The sequence below is a fragment of the Leptolyngbya sp. FACHB-671 genome, assembly GCF_014695745.1.
Lineage (GTDB): Bacteria > Cyanobacteriota > Cyanobacteriia > Elainellales > Elainellaceae > JAAUTN01.
The window spans coordinates 1-19067 of the sequence record NZ_JACJOV010000010.1 but is presented as its reverse complement, the minus strand read 5'-3'; the positions used below and the strand labels follow the sequence as shown (position 1 = coordinate 19067).

Sequence of the window (19067 nt, the reverse complement as noted above, 5' to 3'; positions counted from 1 at the left end):
AGCCTTCTGGCTTTGACATGAATAGCGCTCTAATTTTGCCTTACTATGGCGTTATAGCTGTAACAACTCAATCCGCAAGGCGTACCTACCCACAAGTTTGTCTCGCCAGTCTCACCCCTACTAATTGCGATTGGCTTCGCCACCGCCCAAAGGGTGATCGCATTCACTCGATTTGCGCCTAAGCCACTATTGTGGATGTTGAATTCATTGGCTATCTTCCAGCCATTATCCTGACTCACCACGCGGAATAGCCCCAAATCTGTCCCAACCCATAAACTGCTGGTATTGCCATCCCATACCAAGGCTGTAATCGTTCGATTCTCCAGATCGGTTACAGGCTCCCAGTTGTCGAACTTGCCCAGATACAGCCCTTGAGTAGTCCCAACCCAGAGCAGTTCTGACTCATCTTTGGGAATTACCAAAAGCGATCGCACATCAGCACTACCTAAAGTGCCACTGACTGTCGTTAGTTGCCCAGTATCGGGATTGTAGACCAACAATCCGGCTGAAGTCCCCAACCAAACTTGGTCTGTAGCGGCTTGGGCAACAGCTTGCAGCCACCCCCTCACAGGCAATTCTTTAACAGGAATTACCTGTACCCAGGCTGAATCTTTGTATTGATAGAGACCATCTAACCCAACTGCCCAACACTGGGAAGTTCCAGTAGTTATCGCCAGTATAGGTTCAGAAACTTTGGGCGTGGCTTCCAGTTCAGTTTGCTGTTTTAAGCCATGCAAACCGCTAGACCAACTGGCAACCCAAACCGTCTCTTGGTCTGGATTTGTGACAATAGCTCGAATATCCTGCGTCCCCAACCGACCGTAGCGCCGCCAATTCTCTGCAAACAGGTCTAAACGAAATAGACCGCGAGCAGTCCCAATCCATAAGATAGAACGCTCTGCCAATTGCTGCACGGATAGCGCCTGAACTAAATTGCTGAACGTGGCGGGAGAGCGATCAGCCTTTGGCTGGTGGCGAAGCCAATCGCCCGAAGGCAAGCCAATCACATCAGGGGGAGTATCAGTTAAATGCAGGCGTATCCCTTCTGTTCCACCCCGTAACAGTCCGTCGTGAGTGCCAATCCACACTTCATCATCACTTGCTGCTGCCAAGCTGGTGATGGGAGTGTTGAGCCGCTTTTCTCCAAGGGGTGTCCAGCCTGCTACCGTTGCTAAACCCACTCGTCCCCCACAAGCTGCCCAAACTCCTTGAGATGTGAGAGCCAGAGCAGTTACTTCGCCTTGGGTTCTATTATCAATGGGGTGCGGTTTGCCTGTTGTCAAGTCAATTCGCACCAGTCCTCTGAACGTGCCTAACCAGAGGTTCTCACCCTGACGAGCAAGGGTTATGATATCCGGTTGGACGCTATCGCTGGAGCGTACCCAGCGAGAGTCTTGGAAATGATAGACACCTTGAGCATTGCACAGCCAAATATCATTGTCGTTTGCGATCGCCATTGCTCTAGGAGGATGACCAGCAGGGGGTAGCTCGATCGCGGGTTTGCGGTCTGGACTATGGATGGCATAGATGCCGCTAGCCGTGCCAACCCAAAGCCGTCCGGTAGAATCTAGGGTGAGGCAGCTCACCTTTATTTCCCCTAGAATGCGGTAGGGTCGCCAAATATCGTTTTTCAGGTAGCTGAGTCCGAACTGCTCACTAGCTGCCCAAACTTGCCCCAACCCATCTACCGCTACCGCCACCACTGAGTTACCCGGTAAACCATGTTCGCTGGCGTAGCGGGTGAAGCGGTTTTCCTCCAACTGCCAGTGCAGCACTCCACCTCCTGTTGCCAGCCACAAATCCCCCTGAACTGGGTCTACGGTTAAATCTCGAATATGCCGTTGACTCGCCAGGTTAGACCACTCTAAATGAGCCTTATCGCGTGCCTTTTCCTCCTGCGGTCCCGCATCAGCGACGGGGATAGGTAAGTCCTCACCACCTACTGGCACGGGTAAGTCAAGTCGGTAGTCTTGGCTGCTCATAGGTTACTCGTGCTGGTTATCCGCTCCCACTCTTCTCTGAGGCTATCCAACTCAGCTTGTAATTCGTAATTTTGGTCTTGCTGCTGCTCGATACATTGATTGAGAAAGGTGCGCCAGTAATCGGTGCCTTTTTCGCGCTGCTGCCACAATCCGTAGCGTTGGTCTTTCTTCAAACGCTCGGTGGCTCGGTTTAAGTTCTCCATCTGCCGCTTGAGCGCTTGTTCCCAAATGGCGAGACGGCGGTGTTGGTCGGCTATGTTCTCTTGTAAGCTGCGCGTTGTCCAAACTAAGCCCCAAGGTAACTCTTCCAAGACATCAGCCAGACTGGCAGTGGTGTCACTGCATAATCCCTGGAGATTCGCCAGTAACTCACCATCCTCATCGTTCACCATCGGGTCTAAGACGCGGAACAGATGCTCTAGCAGCATATCTTTCTCAACGGCTTCAGGGTCTACCGAGGCAGAGTCTGCTGTTTCTTCCTCCTTGACATAGAGTAATTTCTCATTGCTCTCATCCTGCTCCAGGGTGTCGTCTTGGTCGTGAGTGAAGCGGTCAATTTGGGCGCGAAGCGTGGCAATTTCTGCTTGGAGGCGCATGGAGTGGCGACGCAACCCGCCGACAACTACCTGGAATTCGTCGTAAACCTCTGCCAGATTCGTTTCTAGTGGTGCAATCATTTCCCGTGCGAGCGCAATCTGCTGGCGCAGTTCTTGCAGTTGCCTTAGTAAGGCATCGACCTCAGTTTGAGTAATTGTAGATGCAGAGTTAGTCATCGAGCGACCCTCATTCCGGCGGGAGATTGGGCGATTCGATAGTAAGGAGAGCTATAGAGACCGTAGGCAAGCCCCAAGGGGTTATTGTACTCTTCTAGAAAATGGCGACGGGTCTGATACAGTGCCTTGCCAATCATCATCTTTTCGCCGATGAAGAAGTTATAGAAAACTTTAGCAAAGGCAGCAGCAAATAAATCGGGGACTGGGCAGGCAGTAGCAATTACGGCAGCAGCACCGTGCTGAATGAACTTTGCAGGTAGGTTGAAGGTCTTCCTCAATTCATCGACACCACCTGCTGACTGGCAAGCATTGAGGAAAATTAAGGGCTGACACTGGAAGCTACCAATGACATCGCTAAAATTATAGGTTTCTAATTCAATTTCTTGAGCCTTGTTTTCATCTTCAATGAGGGAGATAAGTAAAGCATCAACCTCACCTTCATATTGCTTACAAGGGCGACAGTGGCAGGCAAAATGAAGGATGTTGTGCTGAGTTTGATAGAGGTGGGTGACTAATGCTTCACCATCTAATTTTTGCAGTCCTTTCGTTAATTGCAGTAAGTAGAATTTACCAAGAGTTCTAACTACTTTTTCGATTTCCGGTCGTTCTTGGCGATGAGCTTGCTGGAGTCTGTGATGCAAGCAAAACAGCATATCTAACGGTAAAACTTGCTCTTGTGGAGAAAGTTTACCGGGAGCGAGGTTACGAGCAATGGGATAGCGGAAGCCCCAGAACATTTCCGAGTCGCCTTTTTGGTATTCTCCCTCATAGAGAACTTCCCAAGGAAAAGGAACCAACTTGGAAACAAAGATGGGAGCAAACTTCATTAGTGGAGAATACTGGAAGGTAGCTTTTTGGGCATCTTCATTAAAGAATTCTTGATAAGCTCGTCGCCCCCATTTCGCTAACTTAATTAAATAGTCTTTGCATTCTTCTGTAGTTAGCTGTAACTGCTTATTTCTATTAATCGTTCTTTCGATTTCTTTAAACGTCTGCAAGACATTTTTAGTAAAATCTAGCAATACTGTGTCTGTTGCCGTTCTAGAAAAATCATTAATACTAATGCGGTAATCGTTTTCTGTAATTAGAATATCTAAGGGGAAAAATTCGGATTGTGCCGGAATCGAACTGCTAATACCTCCCACGCTCAGCTCCCCTCATTCTCGATATTCAGCGAGAACATTAGGCTGTGAATGGGCTGCATTCCATCCATTAAGAAAACTTGCACCAAGGCAGAGTTACCTACCATTTCTGGAGGGGCGACTAGGGTAAACCAACCTAAATAGTTTCCGGTGGGAGCCAAACTCATAGCGATCACGGAATCTGGAGTAACCTGTAAACCGAAGGTTTTGACATGAGCTTGCAAGTTTTCAAAGGTAAGGTTTTCGGCAACTTCTATCACTCGTTCCTCGTGCCATACGGGAGGGGTGCGACGCAGGCTGAGACGGAAGCGGACGGGAACACCTGGAGGCAAAGGTTCATCGATTTCTCGACCAATCGGTTCAACCACAGCATAGCCTTTGCCTTCGACGGGACGGTAGGGACGCGCCATTGGATCGCCAAACAGAACGTAGGCTAGCCAGTCGAGGGAATCAGGGGCAACAGCACGCGCTAGCTGGCGGCTGGCATGGAACGCTTCACCCAAGGAATCACCAGTCCAAAGACGGTTGTAGAAGCCGCTAATAAAGGCAGCTTCGACGGCTGGATCGACTGCCCAGAGGGAGCCAGTAAAGGCGCTACATCCGGCGCAGATGAAGGCTGAAGCCCAAGTTTGTTCTAAGGTTGTCAATTCTGGTAAACTGCGTCTGACGTAACCCAAGCTAACCAAGGGTCGATTGCGACGCAAGTTAAGCTTGGCTGGACGCATTTGGCGTTCAATGTCCTGTGCGTTGTTGGTATCATCCAGAGTTACGGGTGCGTTGCGGCGGTTTGTGGCATCTGATGACTGGCTGTAGCGGATTAAATGCAGACCCCGCATCGCTTCGGTTGAGTCGAGATTGCTCAGTACGCCTTCTGGTAAGGGCAATGGGGGAGACGCACCGGGAGGTTCCAGCAGGGCAGCCCACAGTTCGGGTTGTTCAACATCGGCGTAGTGGGCGACGTTGATTGCACCAACTGGAAATTCGTGGGGTCTGGTGTCGTTCAATTCCCAGAACCAGCGTCCGATAATGAAGCGATCACTCAAAAATTGTTGACCGTCGTGCAAGAGTTCCCAAGGTAGCGAGGCATCTTGGTCAGCGAGGATTAGAAGAGTGAAGGTGCGCTCACGCGGGATAAGACTGCGGAAGTCGGTTTGGAGTTCGCGTGGGAGTAGGTGCTGAAATAGGTACTGACCGAGGGAGGTGAGATGAGATCGCCCGTCTTCAGGGAGGGCATCAGATAGGTTTTCGAGTGTAGTTCCCAACAACCCTCGCATTTGCCCTATCCAATTACTGGATAGTGTTTCTGAGTGATAGTTTGTCTCTCCTGGAAACAGCGATGGTAACCGGAAGCTTCTGAGCTGATAGTGGAACCTACAGGCTGAATTGGTTTCATTCCAAACAGTTTGTACTCGGAGGATGAAGTTGGGTTGAGGGACAGGACGGGGTTGGGTTGTGAGCCGCTTAGGAATGAAGCTAGCTTCGTCAAATCCCGTAACTTGTACCTTGGCTTCTAGATTTGTCTCGAAAGTATCTCCACGGTAGAGTTCGGCTGTTATTGTGGCTGTACCGGGTCTAAGTGCTGTTAGGCGGAAGTGAGCAGTTTGTATGGGCAGTTGGAAGGATATCTCACTTCCAGCCTTGAGATCGAGAGGCAAACTTGCAGTATTGTCACCATCAAACTGAAAACCGGAGGCATTGAGGATTATATTGAGTTCGCCTCCCATAGCTTCATTACGTGGGAATTCAAGTAAATAACTGTTGTCGCCATTCTCGGAATCACTCAAACGTACAGAAACTTCAGAAACTCTGCCAACTTGAACTCTCTTGGGTGACACGCTCAAAGATACATATCTGCGGATTGCAGTCGATAGCAGAACTAGTTTTCGACGAGTGCTTGACCAAACCTTGATAGTCGTATCTGCACTGCCACTGACTAGAGTTTGACTATCAGACCTGAAAGCAACACAATGAACTGGACCTAAATGCCTTAGTGTTTGAAGCAGTTCTCCAGTCTGATAATTCCAAATCCTCAGTGTATTGTCATCACCACCACTGGCAAGGAGCTTCCCATTGGGGCTAAACGTAACACAAAAAACTGTACCTGAGTGTTCCGTGAGAGTACGCACCAATTTTCCAGTGCCAGCATTCCATAACATAATTGGTTGATCGGAACCACCACTAGCAATCATCTGTCCGTCAGGACTGATAGCCACAGACCAAATTGCCCCAACAGAGGAATCGAACCAGGACACCCACGAACCAATTAAGTCTGAAGGTGAGGGTCGATTCAGGGTGTGTAGTAATTCCCTTGTGCGCCAATTCCATATTTTGATGGCACCATCCAAACTTCCACTGACGAGGATTTGGCCATCACGGCTAAAGGCAACTGAATTGACATCCCACCCATGCCCTTTCAGAGTGCTATGCACTTTGCCACTGTTCAATTGCCATAGCTTAATCGTGGCATCAATGTTTCCACTAGCAAGAGCTTGCCCGTCTGGGCTAAAGGTGACGCAGCTAACACGAAAACTGAGCAATCCTTTGCCAAGCGATTGCTGTAACGTTCCTGTCTCAACATTCCACAGTTTGATGTTGCCGTCTCCAACTGCCAGGTTACTGGCACTAGCAAGGGTTGTCCCATCGGGACTGAAGGCAACGGATATAACTGCACTGGAGTGTCCCTCAAGGGTGTAAAGTAGTTCGCCAGTCTCCAAATTCCAAAGCTTGATCGTCTTATCAACACTACTGCTAGCAAGTATCTGACCATCAGGACTAATTGCCACAGAGCGAACTAGATCTGAATGCCCTATGAAAGTTTGTACGTATTTCCAGATACTTTTGTTCGAGGCAACTGGTGTCGCAGGTTCTCTAATGTATAGCCTAACTAACTGGCATACTCTTTCATCAGAGTCATTATGGAGTAGTGTTAGCAGTTTATCAGCGCGATCATCCTCCAATCTGCTTACCACCTCGACAACCCTCGTCAGTACTTCTAGCCGTTTCTGTTTATCCGGGATTGCCTGTGCTGTAGCTAAAGCTTGGTCATAGTTTTCTATTTGAAGCAGATCTTGAGTTATGTAGCTCATAACTTCTGTTCTCTGATACTCATTGTCTATGCCCTCAGATACTACTAAAGCTTGAGCAAACTCTCCTAGGTGAGTACAGAGTTGTATGAGTTCAATCAGTACCTTGTTTCTATTTCCTGCATCTCCAAGTTTTTCCGTGACAGCCAGAGCTTGCTGATAGTTATCAATCGCTCGGTTATGTTGTCCCAAGGACTGGTAAACACGCCCTAGACTTGCTAGTGATGTGGCTTCACCTTGATTTTCTCCGATTTCTCTGAAAATACTTAAAGCTTGCTGATGATAATCTAACGCCTCTGAATACTTACCCAGATTAATGTAAACATCCCCAAACTGTTCAAGAGTTTTTCCTTGCTTTAAGCGATCATTAAATTCAGTGAATATTTCCAGCGCTTGTCTGTAGCTGTACCTTGCTTTCCCAAAATCTCTCAAGTCTTGGGCGACCAATCCTAACTGATAGTAAATGTCAGCTTGGAGATAACGCTCACCATGCTCAATACAAATTTGCAAAGCTTGTTGATAGTTATGCTGTGCTACTTCGTAATCTTGCAAGGCATGGTTAATATTTCCCAACTGACTATAGATCCTTGCTTGAGAGTAGCGATCACCGATTTCCTGTATAACCTGTAACGACTGCTGATAGTAAGCAAGCGCCTGCTGATATTGCTCCAAAGCTTGGTAAGTATTACCCAGGTTAATTAGGGTTTCTGCCCACTCTCGAGGAGATGATTCGCGAGTGTAAACCTGTAAAGCCGCCTGGAAACAAGTGATCGTTTGTTCCAAATTTTCTGCCCTTTCGCCCCAAATGCGGTTACTGTAGGCAGTACCCAGATTGTTTTGAATCTTTGCCCAGTCGGTAGGAAACGTCTCGCGGGTGTAAACTGCTAAGGCAGCTTGGAAACAGGCGATTGCTAGTTCTATATTTTCTGCTTTGATTCCTCGAATACGGTCAAGGTAGGCTACACCTAAATTGTTGCGGAGCATTGCCCATTGTTCAGGGAAGGCTTCGCGGGTAAAGACTTGAGCAACTATCTCATAGCCAACAATAGCAATTTCTATATTGCAATCCTTATTACCTAGTGGAAACTGACGAATAATGGTACTAAAATTAGCAATATTTGCTGCGGTGCATTGTACTTCATTTCGCGTTAATTTGGGTATGATTGTTATTGCCCAAATATGCAATTGTTGAGTTAAGGTGTCGTCCAGCTTATCCAGGTTAGATTCCAAAATTGGATACAGCTCTTGAGCATTGCCATCACTATCCTGGATTGCTTGCAGAATTTCAGCTAAAAAACCTAGTTCAATGTCAGATGATGAACTATATTTGGGGTCGTCCAATTTTTGCCAACCTTGTAACGCGGCAATTACAAAGCTAGCTGTAGGATGATTTAGTGCTTGCTCTAAGGCTTGAATGCCACTTACTTCCAAAACATTGAGTAAACGTGCTTTCAAAGTCGGGTTACTCTCAATGTGCTGAATGACTTCTGTTGCCACAGCTATTTTCTCAGCCGTAGTGAAAGTTGGGTGTAACTGCTCAAATTGATTGAGAAGTTGTTGAATTTCTCCGGCAGCCTCGGCTAAATTTTCTTGTTCAGATGTGTTGTAATGTTTGGAACCTTGACTATAGGCTCCTCTTAAATCCCTACCCGCTATGATTCTGTAATCGCCGCCACTGTTATTTATAGGACTATTTCCTGTCATATTCGTAAGTTTTTAGGTGACAATTTGAGTTAAAAGAAAGTTATTAAACCAGAAGTCCTTTAGCTGGCACTCTGCCCAACCGATAATGCGCCAGACTATAAAGCCCATAAGCAAGCCCCAACGGATTGTTATATTCCCTCAAAAAATACAAACGAGTTGCCTGCAGAGCCTCCCCAATTGTCATCAGTCTAATCGCTTTCTCCCCCGTCACCTCATCCACCACCACCAGCCCCCGCAGGAAGAACTCATAGAACACCTTAGCGAACGCTGCTGCAACCAAATCCGGCAGTGAACTGTCTCTAGAATGGGAATCGCTTTTCTGCTGCTTGCCCAGCGAAATGTACTTGCATAGCAACAGTCCAAAATGACCAGCAGGTGGTGGCACTCCAGCTCTTTCAGCGCGTCATGCAGTTCGCGCATCGACAGGAAAGAATCAGGATTCCCCTGTTGGGCCGTCTGAGGAACTAGATAGCCTGCCGGACCATCCTTACTGTTGCTAGGAATCCCATGACCTGCAAAGTAAAAGAGCAAACGGTCTGCCGGAGTTGGTTTCAGGTGATTCGGGAGAGTGTCAGTAAGTAATATCCGGAGTTCATCAAGTGTAGCTGGACGATAGGGCTGGTTCAGTGCCTTTAATGTTGCTTCGTCGTTCTTAGGGGAGAACAGACGGACAATGTGTTCGTCCTTATAACCATATTCATCTCGAAGCAGGTTGGCAATGGCGTTGGCGTCGCTGACGGCTGTTTGCAGGTTGTGAATTCCCCTGCTGTCGTAACGATCAATGCCGATGACGACTGCTAGATTGCGCTCGAAGTTCGTTCTATCGTTATCCCACGCCATTACTGACCTCACTAGGGCTTGAGTTGCCTCATCTAGGGCTAATAGTTCACTCAGCTAGCTCGACGTGAAGCAATCACCCCTCTATTTATTTTCATTCATAACCTATAGAACTGTAAGCATCTAGAATCCGGATAATCGAAAACATTTGCAAAGTTGACTTAAAGCTTATAAAGTAGGCGATTTTAGCGTAAGTTGAAGGCAGAGCAAAATCTGTTTAACCCATTTCTATTCCAGAATGTAGCAGTGTTGGAATCAGCTGCCGTAATAATTGGGCTACCAAAACTGAAATTAATTGTAATGATGCTTGGCTTCGAGGAAGTAGGCAATTTCTGTCGCATCACTGATGGCAGTTTTGAGTGAAGAAAGGCCGTTGCTGTAGTCGTTGATGCCAATGACCAAGATTTAGTCGTGTTAAAATTTGACATATTTAAGTAATCAATAAGTTTTTATTTAGTTGGATACTTTATCACCTTTGGGAAAACCATCAATGGGAGGCTCATTTAGTTGTTGCTCAGTTTCAGAATTATAAATACCCTTTTCTGGAAGTTTTGCCTCTGGATGATTCAAATTCCATAGTTTCTGGAAAGCTAGAATAGGAAGATGCTTAATATCGGAAATTTCGGAACGGTCAAAATCAAAGTGGGGTGAATCATCAGATCCTAACCATTTTCATCGGCAGAGCTGATGGCAGAATAATTTATGCCGGCTATATTGGCTGGAGCCATAGGGCTAGCTTGAATCAGGCGCTCTCGCAAATGAAAAGAGACTTGAGGTAAAGTGGATACGGTGGAAAGCAGACTGAAACTTAAAAATTAAATGTTCAAGCACTATCCTGCTCTTATTAAGAGCTAAAGGCAATCTAGCAGGTACTTAAAAACTAAATCATTTTTTAAAATTTTTAAATTGTGGTTGAATTTGATTGCCCGTGCTAGAATATTTCGCAGTAGATAAAAGCTTATAAGTATCCAGCTCCGGCTGCACCAAAAGAAGCAAGCACTACTATTCAAACTTATCACTCATAACTTTCTCTAGAGTTTCGACACTCACCTGGTCTGGCGAGCGCTTGATTTCTTCAACGCTTGACAACCAATAATTAAATAAAATGACAACCTTTACAAGGAGTTCCCCCGAACTCCTTTTTTTTTGTCTACTTTTACGTCGAATCCAATTGAAAGTTTGTTCACCGAATCAGAAAGGAGATTTTGACGTGGCTAAACCCAAACATAAAAGTATGCGAAATCAGCCAGAGATGTACGACGAACTCAAAAAAGCCTGCGCCTTTAGCCTGACGCCAACGGCTATCAAAAAACTGGATTTTTATGCTAAAAAATCTGGCATTTCTCGTTCAGAATTTATTGAGCAATTTGCTAGAGGACTTGAAGAGCTACAAGAGCAACCTCCAACTCAAACTAACCATTGATCAGAAACCCAAGCTTTTTACACAACCCAGACATCATTTAGGCTCAGTGATTGCACCATGAATCTTTCTATTGTTAGAAGCGCACTCCAGTATGTTGACTATCAAATGTCTAAGGTAAAAGTCGCTACCTTACAAAGGCCAGCTCCTCAACAAGAGCTAAACTTTTCTGATTTTGTCCAGTGTTGGGACTGGAAGCCGGTGTCAAATTGCTACCTTCTTAAGTATAGCAAAGCATTAGCTCTTATGGATGGCTTTCCTTTTTTTGAGGTTATAAATAGCTTCAAGCTTATTTATAAAATAAGCAGAATTGTAATGGCTACAAGTCTTGTAGTACAAGGCTTGTAGCCAATTAAAGCTAATAATAATAAACACAGTAAAATTATGATTTACTGATGTTTTTACTATAATCTTAACAAGAGGGAATTTTTGACGTGCCTCTTTTCAAGACTGCGTAGCACTTGCACAAGACCTAAACTTTTAAAGTTTTCACCAACCAGGACTTATAACTATGAAAAGCAATCTGTTTTTGGCCGATATTCTGTGCCTTTATACAACTCACATTCAGAGTCAGCACTTGCAAAAGAAAGCGCAAGAAATTATCGCTCAAACTGAAACAGCGATTAACCGTTACACTTTATCAGGATGGGGCTTAGATCCTTTCAAAGGCCGCAAGCCCACGCGCGTTGAAGTAGAGGCGGCAACGGCGTTTAAAAAAGGTATAACCATTGAGCAATTTACAACTGCATTGGAAGTTCAAGAAAAAGTTTTTGAGCGGCTGCAACCTTCTGCTAGTAGTCAGGAGGTTTATCGCTGCCGGCTCAAGGAACTTGTTTCTTGGTGCAGCCAGCAAGTGTGGTGGCCGGGAAATACCTTACCTGAGAAACCTGTTGATTGCTGTGGGGGTCGCCGTCGTCGTGGCTATGGAATGATGGCGAAGACGCTATTGACGAACCGTTCTGCCTTGTCGCCTTACGGCTTGCAACCTGAGCAAGTATCAGAGAAATTAAAAGCTGAAACTGAACATTTCTACAAGTTTCGCACGTCAGCCCACTGGCCGGGTAGGTTAGAAGACCCGGTAAAAACCAAAGCCTGCCGTAACCAAATTGGCTTGCTCTTTCACTTGCTGGGCTGGTTCCACTACCACCGAGGAGTACCGTTGCAAGAGCTGTCTTTGAGTACCTTAGTTCCGCCGGTTGAACTCAAGTATGCGGCTTCTAAGGAAGCTGCGACCGCAATGGCTGCTAAGGTTGGGGATTATGCAGATTGTTGGGTCTGCGAATTTTGCAACTTTTTGATCGAGGAACGAAATGCTAGAAGCCCCCACACTCGCAAGAATTACTTGTGTGCGCTGCTAGCGGTGGCAAAGTTTCAATACCACAATGAAATCACTTCTAGGGATTACAGGGAAGTGCCGGCTGTTGAGGTGTTGCGCCGACGGCTGTCACTGGCAACAAAGGAGTTGAAAAACCACGTCCCTGTGGCGGATATGGATAAGAAGTGGCTGGATTTGCCAGAAGTTTTGAAATTAATTGTTGAACCGCTGCGCTTGGAGTGCCAACCAAAGTTGGCGTGCGGCACTGAAAGGTCTCTGAAGGCGATTACTTACAGCTTTCAGCGCTACGTGCTCTGGGGATGTTTGACCTACAGTCCACCCCGGCGGCAACAGGAGTTGAGGGAGTTAAAAATGGCTCTGGAGTGCCCGGTGAAGCGGCCTGCGGATGTGCCGGCTGACGGTTTGTACCAGCCGCTGCCGACGGGTCGCAACCGCGACCGCAATTGCGGTTATCTGTACAGAACACCGGAGGGCTACTGGGTCAAGGATTTAACGCCAGAGTCCTATAAAACGGGTAAGACTTACGGACACCAAGGGTTGGAAATTCCTAATGTGCAGTTCGATGACGGTCGCTGTTTCTACGATTATTTGGAAACATGGCTTTATGGCTATTACAAAATGCCGGACGGGAGTTGGCGCTCCTGTGGCGCTGCTTTCAATCCAGGCGCGCAGAAGGTTGGCCGTTTGTGGCCGGGTCGCTTGCAGTTCGACCCAATTGGTGAATTCGTTTTCGTGCGGCACAATGGCACGCCTTTTGGTGAGGATAGTATGGCGAGCTTTATTAGCTCGGCTGCTCATGGTTTAACGGGTCAGCGGTTGACTCCTCACTTGCTGCGGGACATTTTTGCGACTCATTTTTTGGATAACGGAGCTTCTGACTCGGACATTGCTTCTCTGGCTTATGCGATGGGTCACAGTCCGCAGGTTCTGCGGGCGATTTATGATCGCCGTTGTCCGGCTCAGAAGCACCGCCCGATTCAATCGGCAGTTCTGGATTTAGTCAAGCAGTCTTTCCAGTAAGATTCAACTTTTACTGGTCAACCGTAATTTGCTCTCCCCTGCACACCCATGCAGGGGTTTTTTTCTGTTTTTCTGACTGTAATGAAATGTCATACCAATTTAAATTGAATACCCGACAGAAGTGGTAAACTGAGACTCGCGGTTTACCCCTCTCTAGCAATGGTTGGAGTCACCTCAATTGACGTGCCCGAAAGTTTGGACAATCTGACTCAACGGTTGCGTCAAGCCGAGACAGCAACCATCAAAGAACGATTACAAGTGCTCTACTGGCTCAAACAAGATAATCCACCTAGTATCAGTGCGATTGCCAAAGCCTTGGGGAAACATCGCAGCACTATCCAAACATGGTTATCGAAGTACCGAGACGGGGGAGTAGCAGCAATGCTGGAAATAAAGAAATCCCCTGGGGGTGTGCGAGTGATTCCGCAATGGGCAGAAGCGACGTTAGCCAAACGCTTACTTGACCCACATCATGGATTTAGCAGCTATGGGCAAGTACAGCAATGGCTTTTGGAAACTCTGGGGGTAGAAGCCCAGTATCATGCGGTGTACCAGATGACTCGTTATCGACTCAAAGCCAAACTCAAGGTTGCCCGTCCGCAAAATTACAAGCAAAATACTGAACAGCGCTCTGGATTTAAAAAAACCTTGCCGATGACCTTGAGCTGTTGAGCCTACATGATCTTCAGGTGCGACAGGAGCAACGACAGATTCGTTACTTTGCCCAAGATGAGACTCGCTTCGGACTGAAAACCTTATGCACACGATTAATCACAGCTTGTGGTGTCAAACCCATTGGACAGTGGCAATGGTTGTTTAAGGCATTCTGGCTCTACGGTGCTGTAGAACCGGCCACGGGAGAATCGTTTTTTCTACAATTTTCTCATGTTGATACTCAGTGCTATCAACGGTTCTTGGATGAGTTTTCCAAAGCCTATCGAGATAGTCTTAATATTCTTCAAGTTGATAATGGACGGTTTCACACAGGCAAAAACTTGATTGTGCCAGAGAATGTCATCTTGTTGTTTCAACCACCTTATTGTCCAGAGCTAAATCCTATTGAACGGTTATGGGAACATCTCTTGGCTAACCTCAAGTGGGCGTCGTTCCAAACCCTGGCTCAACTGCAAACCAAAGTGGATCAACTCTTAGGGCAGTTAACACCTGAAATGATTGTTTCCATCACAGGTTATTCCTTCATCTTGGATGCCCTATCTGTCGTTAACTCCTTTTAAATTGGTATCAGTTCGGGATGAGGAGGGGAAACTTTATGCCAATGGCGGAAGCGATTCGCTCAGGCTCCTGCATTTTGGTCAATCAAGCTAATCTCTGTCCCGAAGTTGAACTCAACCCGTTTAATGTGCGCGAATCGATTCCCAAATTCTTGGTTCCTCTACAGTCAGTAGATGAAGAACCTGTTGTAAATTTATCTGAGATTTTGAGACAGGTTTACTAGGAGGCAGCTTTAGATCTTGGGATTGATGATTCAGTGCAGCGTGTTCCCCCACTGAGTGAAAGTGATTTTCAATGGGTGCAGTCGTTGATGGAAGCGTAGGATGGCAGCAGGGAGTACGATCACTAATCGCCACAAAGACCAGACCATTCAAAAAGTCACGCAAATCTGCTGAGACTTACATCTTTCTAAGCGTTATCCAACGTTTAAGTTTTGCGTTGCAGATATGTGCATGACGGTAGACGAATCGGTAATGATGCCGGGACTAGCACTCGGATTAGTCCGGAATTTTTATGAAGAAGGATGTAGTTGATTTTATTGTCCGAAAAACTGTAACTAGCAAAGTGAAGTTGTTTTTCACAAGCTAGTTGACAATATAGCTTTGGCTAAGAGACAGTTTCATTCGAGTTTTTAGGAGTATTGAAAATGACTGATGAAATGAAGGTTTGTTCAGTGCCAGTATTTGCAGATGCTAATGAGTTTTATTATCTTGTAGGAATGATTCCATATCTATGGGAGACTGGTAAAACTTTGCGAGTCCGCTTCCTGGATGGAGATCCCATAATTCACGCTAAGGTCGAACAAGTTGCTCATCAATGGAGTAAATTTGCCAACATTAAGTTTCGGTTTGGCAATGATCCTGACGCCGAAATCCGAATCTCATTTACGCGATCGGGGTCTTGGTCTATGCTGGGTACGGGTGCCTTGCAAGTTGCTCGAAGTGAACCAACAATGAACTTTGGGTGGCTAACACCTACTTCACCTGATGAAGAATATTCAAGAGTTGTGCTGCATGAGTTTGGTCATGCTCTTGGATTCACTCATGAACATAAGCATCCTGAAGCTGGCATCAAATGGAATCGATCCGCAGTCATTGACTACTACCGCCGTACTAATGGATGGGATGAAGAAACAACCGTAAGGAATGTGCTTCAAGCAGACAGTAAAGATGAAACACAATATTCAAATTTTGATCGCGACTCGATCATGCTGTACGCAATTCCTGCACAATTAACAACTGACGGATTTTCTGTTGGGTGGAATACACAGCTTTCAGCAACAGACATGCAATTTGCTCAAATTCTTTACCCATTTGATGAGTCCTTCCTTACAGGTGATCTATTGTGGTATCAACATGACGGTTGGCAAGATAGCACTGGGCGCTGGAAAGGTACAAATAAAGTTGGAAATGGTTGGCAGGACTTTACGTCTGTTTTCGCTACCAGTGACGGCATCGTCTATGGCATTCTGCCTAACGGCGATTTGCTATGGTACCAACATGATGGTTGGCAGGACGGAACAAGAAGATGGAAAGGTGGCAATAAAGTTGGAACCGGCTGGCAAATTTTTAAGTCTGTCTTCGCTACCAGTAACGGCATCATCTATGGCATTCTGCCTAACGGCGATTTGCAGTGGTATCAACATGATGGTTGGCAAGATGGCACTGGGCTATGGAAAGGTGGCAATGGTGGCAATAAAGTTGGAACCGACTGGCAAATTTTTAAGTCTGTCTTCGCTACCAGTAACGGCATCATCTATGGCATTCTGCCTAAAGGCGATTTGCAGTGGTATCAACATGATGGTTGGCAAGATGGCACTGGGCTATGGAAAGGTGGCAATGGTGGCAATAAAGTTGGAACCGACTGGCAAATTTTTAAGTCTGTCTTCGCTACCAGTAACGGCATCATCTATGGGATTAACCCATAAAGATGTTGGGTAGATAACATCTTTATCTATTGGACTATCGCGATTGGCTTCGCAATCGCCCAAAGGGCGATTGCATTCACCCGATTTGCCCCTAAGCTACTGTTGGGAACGTTGAATTTATTGGCTATCTTCTAGCTTTTATTCTGACTCACCAGCGGAATCGCCCCAAATCTTTCTCCAGCCAAAAACTGCTGCCGTTGCCATCCCATGCTAAGGCTGTAATCGTTCCATTCTCAAGGCTAGGTACAGACTCCTAGTTGTCAAAATTGCCCATATACAGCCCCTGAGTAGTCCCAACCCAAAGCAGTTCTGACTCATCTCTAGGAATTACCAAAAGCGATCTCATCCCAATTCCCTAAAAGCCAACTACAGATAAGGTTGATAAGACATCATGCCTTCCAGTAATTGATGCGGAATTGGTGGCGTTAATTTTTCCAGTTCGACTTTGAGATGTTGTTGCAATTCCTTTAGATTTTTTGGCAATATATCAAACGCCAGGTTTAAGATATTACTAAACTTGTTCAATAACTGTTATGCCGACTATGAAGCCGTGGATATGTCAACAGCGTTTCAGCCAGTTGAAACAGTTGAATGCTTGACGTGCCAAGGGGGTAAAGCCGAGATACGTGCAAAAGAGGACACGAGATTAAGAAAAGTAACAAATCAGTTGTTGTATGGCCTCCTTGAAAGCTTGTAAGCACAAGAGCATCCTCAAATTGGCTGACTATTCAACCAAGCTTGACGAGGGCAGAGTATTAGTTATACTCTGCCCTCATACAGAACCCAAAAAGCGAAAGCCTTAAGTAACAAACACTTCAGGCGTTCCTGCTTTAAGTCATTTCGGATAACCTTTACAAAACTTTACGCCGTGTCTTATTTTGCAAGTATCTCGGCTGTACCCCAAATTCAGGTAACAAAACGAATCAATCCTGAAGCTTGAACTGGGAGCGTGTGAACCAGACAAAAGCCATCGCTACGCATCCAGGAAGGGTTTGCAAAGCAAGCGTTGTCCATTTCAAAGTCAATGCCCCAAAGATGCCAGCAATAATGACGCAAACCAGGAAAAACACCCGGAGTCGTACAGTATTGCTCTTGCCAAAAGCTGCCCAAATAAGTCCCGCTGCATGCAATAAAGCCATTGTACAAACCCGCATTTTGGACAATTGGGACAACTTGGTTAGCTACATCAGCAGGGAAATCAAGTCTTTGATAAACTAACGGATTTTGCCAGAAAAACATCTCTACAATTGAGATGACAACATGGATGGCAGCAACAATAACAACAGTAACAGTAGTCACAATTTTTAGATATTTCATGGCATTTCTTTTAAAGTTGGCTTCTATGCTCAACGTGTATTTTCTTCATTCATCTTGTTTACTTTTTCGGATATACGAAAATGAAGAATGATTGCATTGCACTTGGTAGACGGCTTAGCGTTTTCTGCTAGTATTTTCCAAAAAGTCTATTCTTTTATTTCACAGTCATAGCATCTGAACCGAAGTGTTCCTTAATGTACTGCTCAATGTCTTTAAGTAATTTGTCTCCTTCTTCATGGAAGGGATATATTTCAAATTTGTTTACAGAAATTAAATGATTCTTGTAAGAGTTAACAGCGTGGTAAACAGCTCTTGCTGCATTTTCGTTACCAGCATAGTCAGGAATAACAACAACATTGTTTAATTCAAGACCTGATCGATGACAGCCCAGAGACCTAACATCCTCAACAAAATTTTTAGCCGCCTCTTCAGAACCAAAAGATAGCGAGATACTCTGAAATGATGCTACGAGAGCCGAACCTTTGAATGTACTAAGGGACATTAGAACCATAGCAATTATAGGATTGCCGTTCGCTACATAGATTGTCATTTGAGATTCCTCTTGCTCTAAGATGCTTATAGTTGTTTAGGTTTTAAGGGTGATCGCAAAAACCGTCCCGGTTTCAAGGTTTCCAATTCTGCTGCTTGAGAGAAGTGATAGGCAAAAATGTCTTTGTGAGTTTGAATGACGTGAGCTGCTATCACACTTTTTTTTCGATTCCTTGCTCTCTAGCTATAACCAAAAATCGTTGGTCTTTTTGTTATAGCCAGTGGTCTATTTTATTAAGAACCCACGTTCGATCAATAAAGCCTTCTGCTAGTTGTTGGATATTGGAGAAGGCGAGCTTCTTTTAACTGAGCTGCAATCATTTTAGACATCACTAAGACCACCACTTGGCTACGTTTTGAATAGCTTGAGTTATTTCTGTAGCAGCAGCTTTACCACCCAAAGAAAAAATTACAGGCATCAGAGCTGTTATGTCGCTTAACAAGTCAGGTCGAGTTCGATATGAGAGAAAATGCAGTAAATCTTTCCAAAGATTAAAGCAGTTTGGGGCATTAACTAGGTGGAGAGCCAGTGCCGTCAATGCCCGAACCCGATAGTACTCATACTCAATGGCTTGAGCCGCTTCTAGCGCTTTGGGAAGTAGGTCTGGAGTCAGTTTTTCTGCCAGTGCCGTCAATGCCTGGGCACGAGAGGACTCAGACTCAATGGCTAGAGCCGCTTCTAGTGCTTTGGGAAGTGCCTCAGGTAGTTTTTCTGCTAGTGCCATCAATGCCTGGGCACGAGAG

At 45.8% G+C, this 19067-nt stretch carries 15 protein-coding genes; 6 read left to right on the top strand and 9 right to left on the bottom strand.

Translation table 11 applies throughout. The features are described from left to right. Positions 1–29: 29 nt before the first annotated feature. The 6 genes from H6F93_RS00270 to H6F93_RS00245 are packed head-to-tail and all read right to left on the bottom strand — an operon-like array spanning position 30 to position 9524. Positions 30–1982: a ligand-binding sensor domain-containing protein gene (locus H6F93_RS00270; protein ID WP_190678042.1), complete on the bottom strand. Its 1953-nt coding sequence runs from the start codon at positions 1980–1982 to the stop codon at positions 30–32. Next, positions 1979–2755, bottom strand: a complete 777-nt coding sequence (locus tag H6F93_RS00265; RefSeq protein ID WP_190678038.1) for a hypothetical protein — start codon at positions 2753–2755, stop codon at positions 1979–1981. Before H6F93_RS00265 ends, H6F93_RS00270 begins: the two co-directional genes overlap by 4 nt. Then, positions 2752–3900, bottom strand: a complete 1149-nt coding sequence (locus H6F93_RS34920) for a CHAT domain-containing protein (protein ID WP_190678036.1) — start codon at positions 3898–3900, stop codon at positions 2752–2754. Before H6F93_RS34920 ends, H6F93_RS00265 begins: the two co-directional genes overlap by 4 nt. Positions 3901–3902: 2 nt before the next feature. Beyond that, positions 3903–8684, bottom strand: coding sequence for a tetratricopeptide repeat protein (locus H6F93_RS00255; protein WP_190678032.1), 4782 nt, complete (start codon positions 8682–8684; stop codon positions 3903–3905). 43 nt (positions 8685–8727) lie between these two features. Continuing rightward, entirely contained in the window at positions 8728–8868 is a 141-nt protein-coding gene (locus H6F93_RS33210) for a hypothetical protein (protein ID WP_199313394.1), read from the bottom strand. Positions 8869–8891: 23 nt separating this feature from the next. After that, positions 8892–9524: a caspase family protein gene (locus H6F93_RS00245; protein WP_190678029.1), complete on the bottom strand. Its 633-nt coding sequence runs from the start codon at positions 9522–9524 to the stop codon at positions 8892–8894. A gap of 1207 nt (positions 9525–10731) precedes the next feature. Between H6F93_RS00245 and H6F93_RS00240 the strand changes: the two genes are divergently transcribed. The 6 genes from H6F93_RS00240 (at position 10732) to H6F93_RS00215 (ending at position 16457) form a co-directional block, all read left to right on the top strand. Beyond that, positions 10732–10944: a hypothetical protein gene (locus tag H6F93_RS00240; RefSeq protein WP_190678026.1), complete on the top strand. Its 213-nt coding sequence runs from the start codon at positions 10732–10734 to the stop codon at positions 10942–10944. A 508-nt stretch (positions 10945–11452) separates the two neighbouring features. Beyond that, positions 11453–13297 carry a site-specific integrase gene (locus H6F93_RS00235; protein WP_190678023.1) on the top strand — a complete coding sequence of 615 codons (1845 nt, stop codon included), beginning with the start codon at positions 11453–11455 and terminating at the stop codon, positions 13295–13297. A 159-nt stretch (positions 13298–13456) separates the two neighbouring features. Further along, positions 13457–13969, top strand: a complete 513-nt coding sequence (locus tag H6F93_RS00230) for a helix-turn-helix domain-containing protein (protein WP_190678020.1) — start codon at positions 13457–13459, stop codon at positions 13967–13969. Continuing rightward, a complete protein-coding gene (locus H6F93_RS00225; protein WP_190678017.1) occupies positions 13966–14532 on the top strand; it encodes an IS630 family transposase in 567 nt (188 codons plus the stop codon). The genes H6F93_RS00230 and H6F93_RS00225 overlap by 4 nt, the downstream gene beginning before the upstream one ends. 17 nt (positions 14533–14549) lie before the next feature. Continuing rightward, positions 14550–14753, top strand: coding sequence for a DUF4058 family protein (locus tag H6F93_RS00220; protein ID WP_277882807.1), 204 nt, complete (start codon positions 14550–14552; stop codon positions 14751–14753). A gap of 423 nt (positions 14754–15176) precedes the next feature. Next, positions 15177–16457 (top strand): tachylectin-related carbohydrate-binding protein, encoded by a 1281-nt coding sequence (locus H6F93_RS00215; RefSeq protein ID WP_190678011.1) that lies wholly within the window; start codon positions 15177–15179, stop codon positions 16455–16457. 906 nt (positions 16458–17363) lie between these two features. On the opposite strand, the gene H6F93_RS00210 is transcribed toward H6F93_RS00215, so the two are convergent. From H6F93_RS00210 to H6F93_RS00200, 3 genes are all read right to left on the bottom strand, one after another. Beyond that, on the bottom strand, positions 17364–17807 hold the full coding sequence (locus H6F93_RS00210) for a DUF1304 family protein (protein ID WP_190678008.1): 444 nt from the start codon (positions 17805–17807) through the stop codon (positions 17364–17366). Between the two features lie 121 nt (positions 17808–17928). After that, entirely contained in the window at positions 17929–18324 is a 396-nt protein-coding gene (locus tag H6F93_RS00205) for a hypothetical protein (protein ID WP_190678005.1), read from the bottom strand. A gap of 331 nt (positions 18325–18655) precedes the next feature. Beyond that, positions 18656–19067: hypothetical protein (locus H6F93_RS00200; protein ID WP_199313393.1), on the bottom strand; the 412-nt coding region annotated here is incomplete at its 5' end.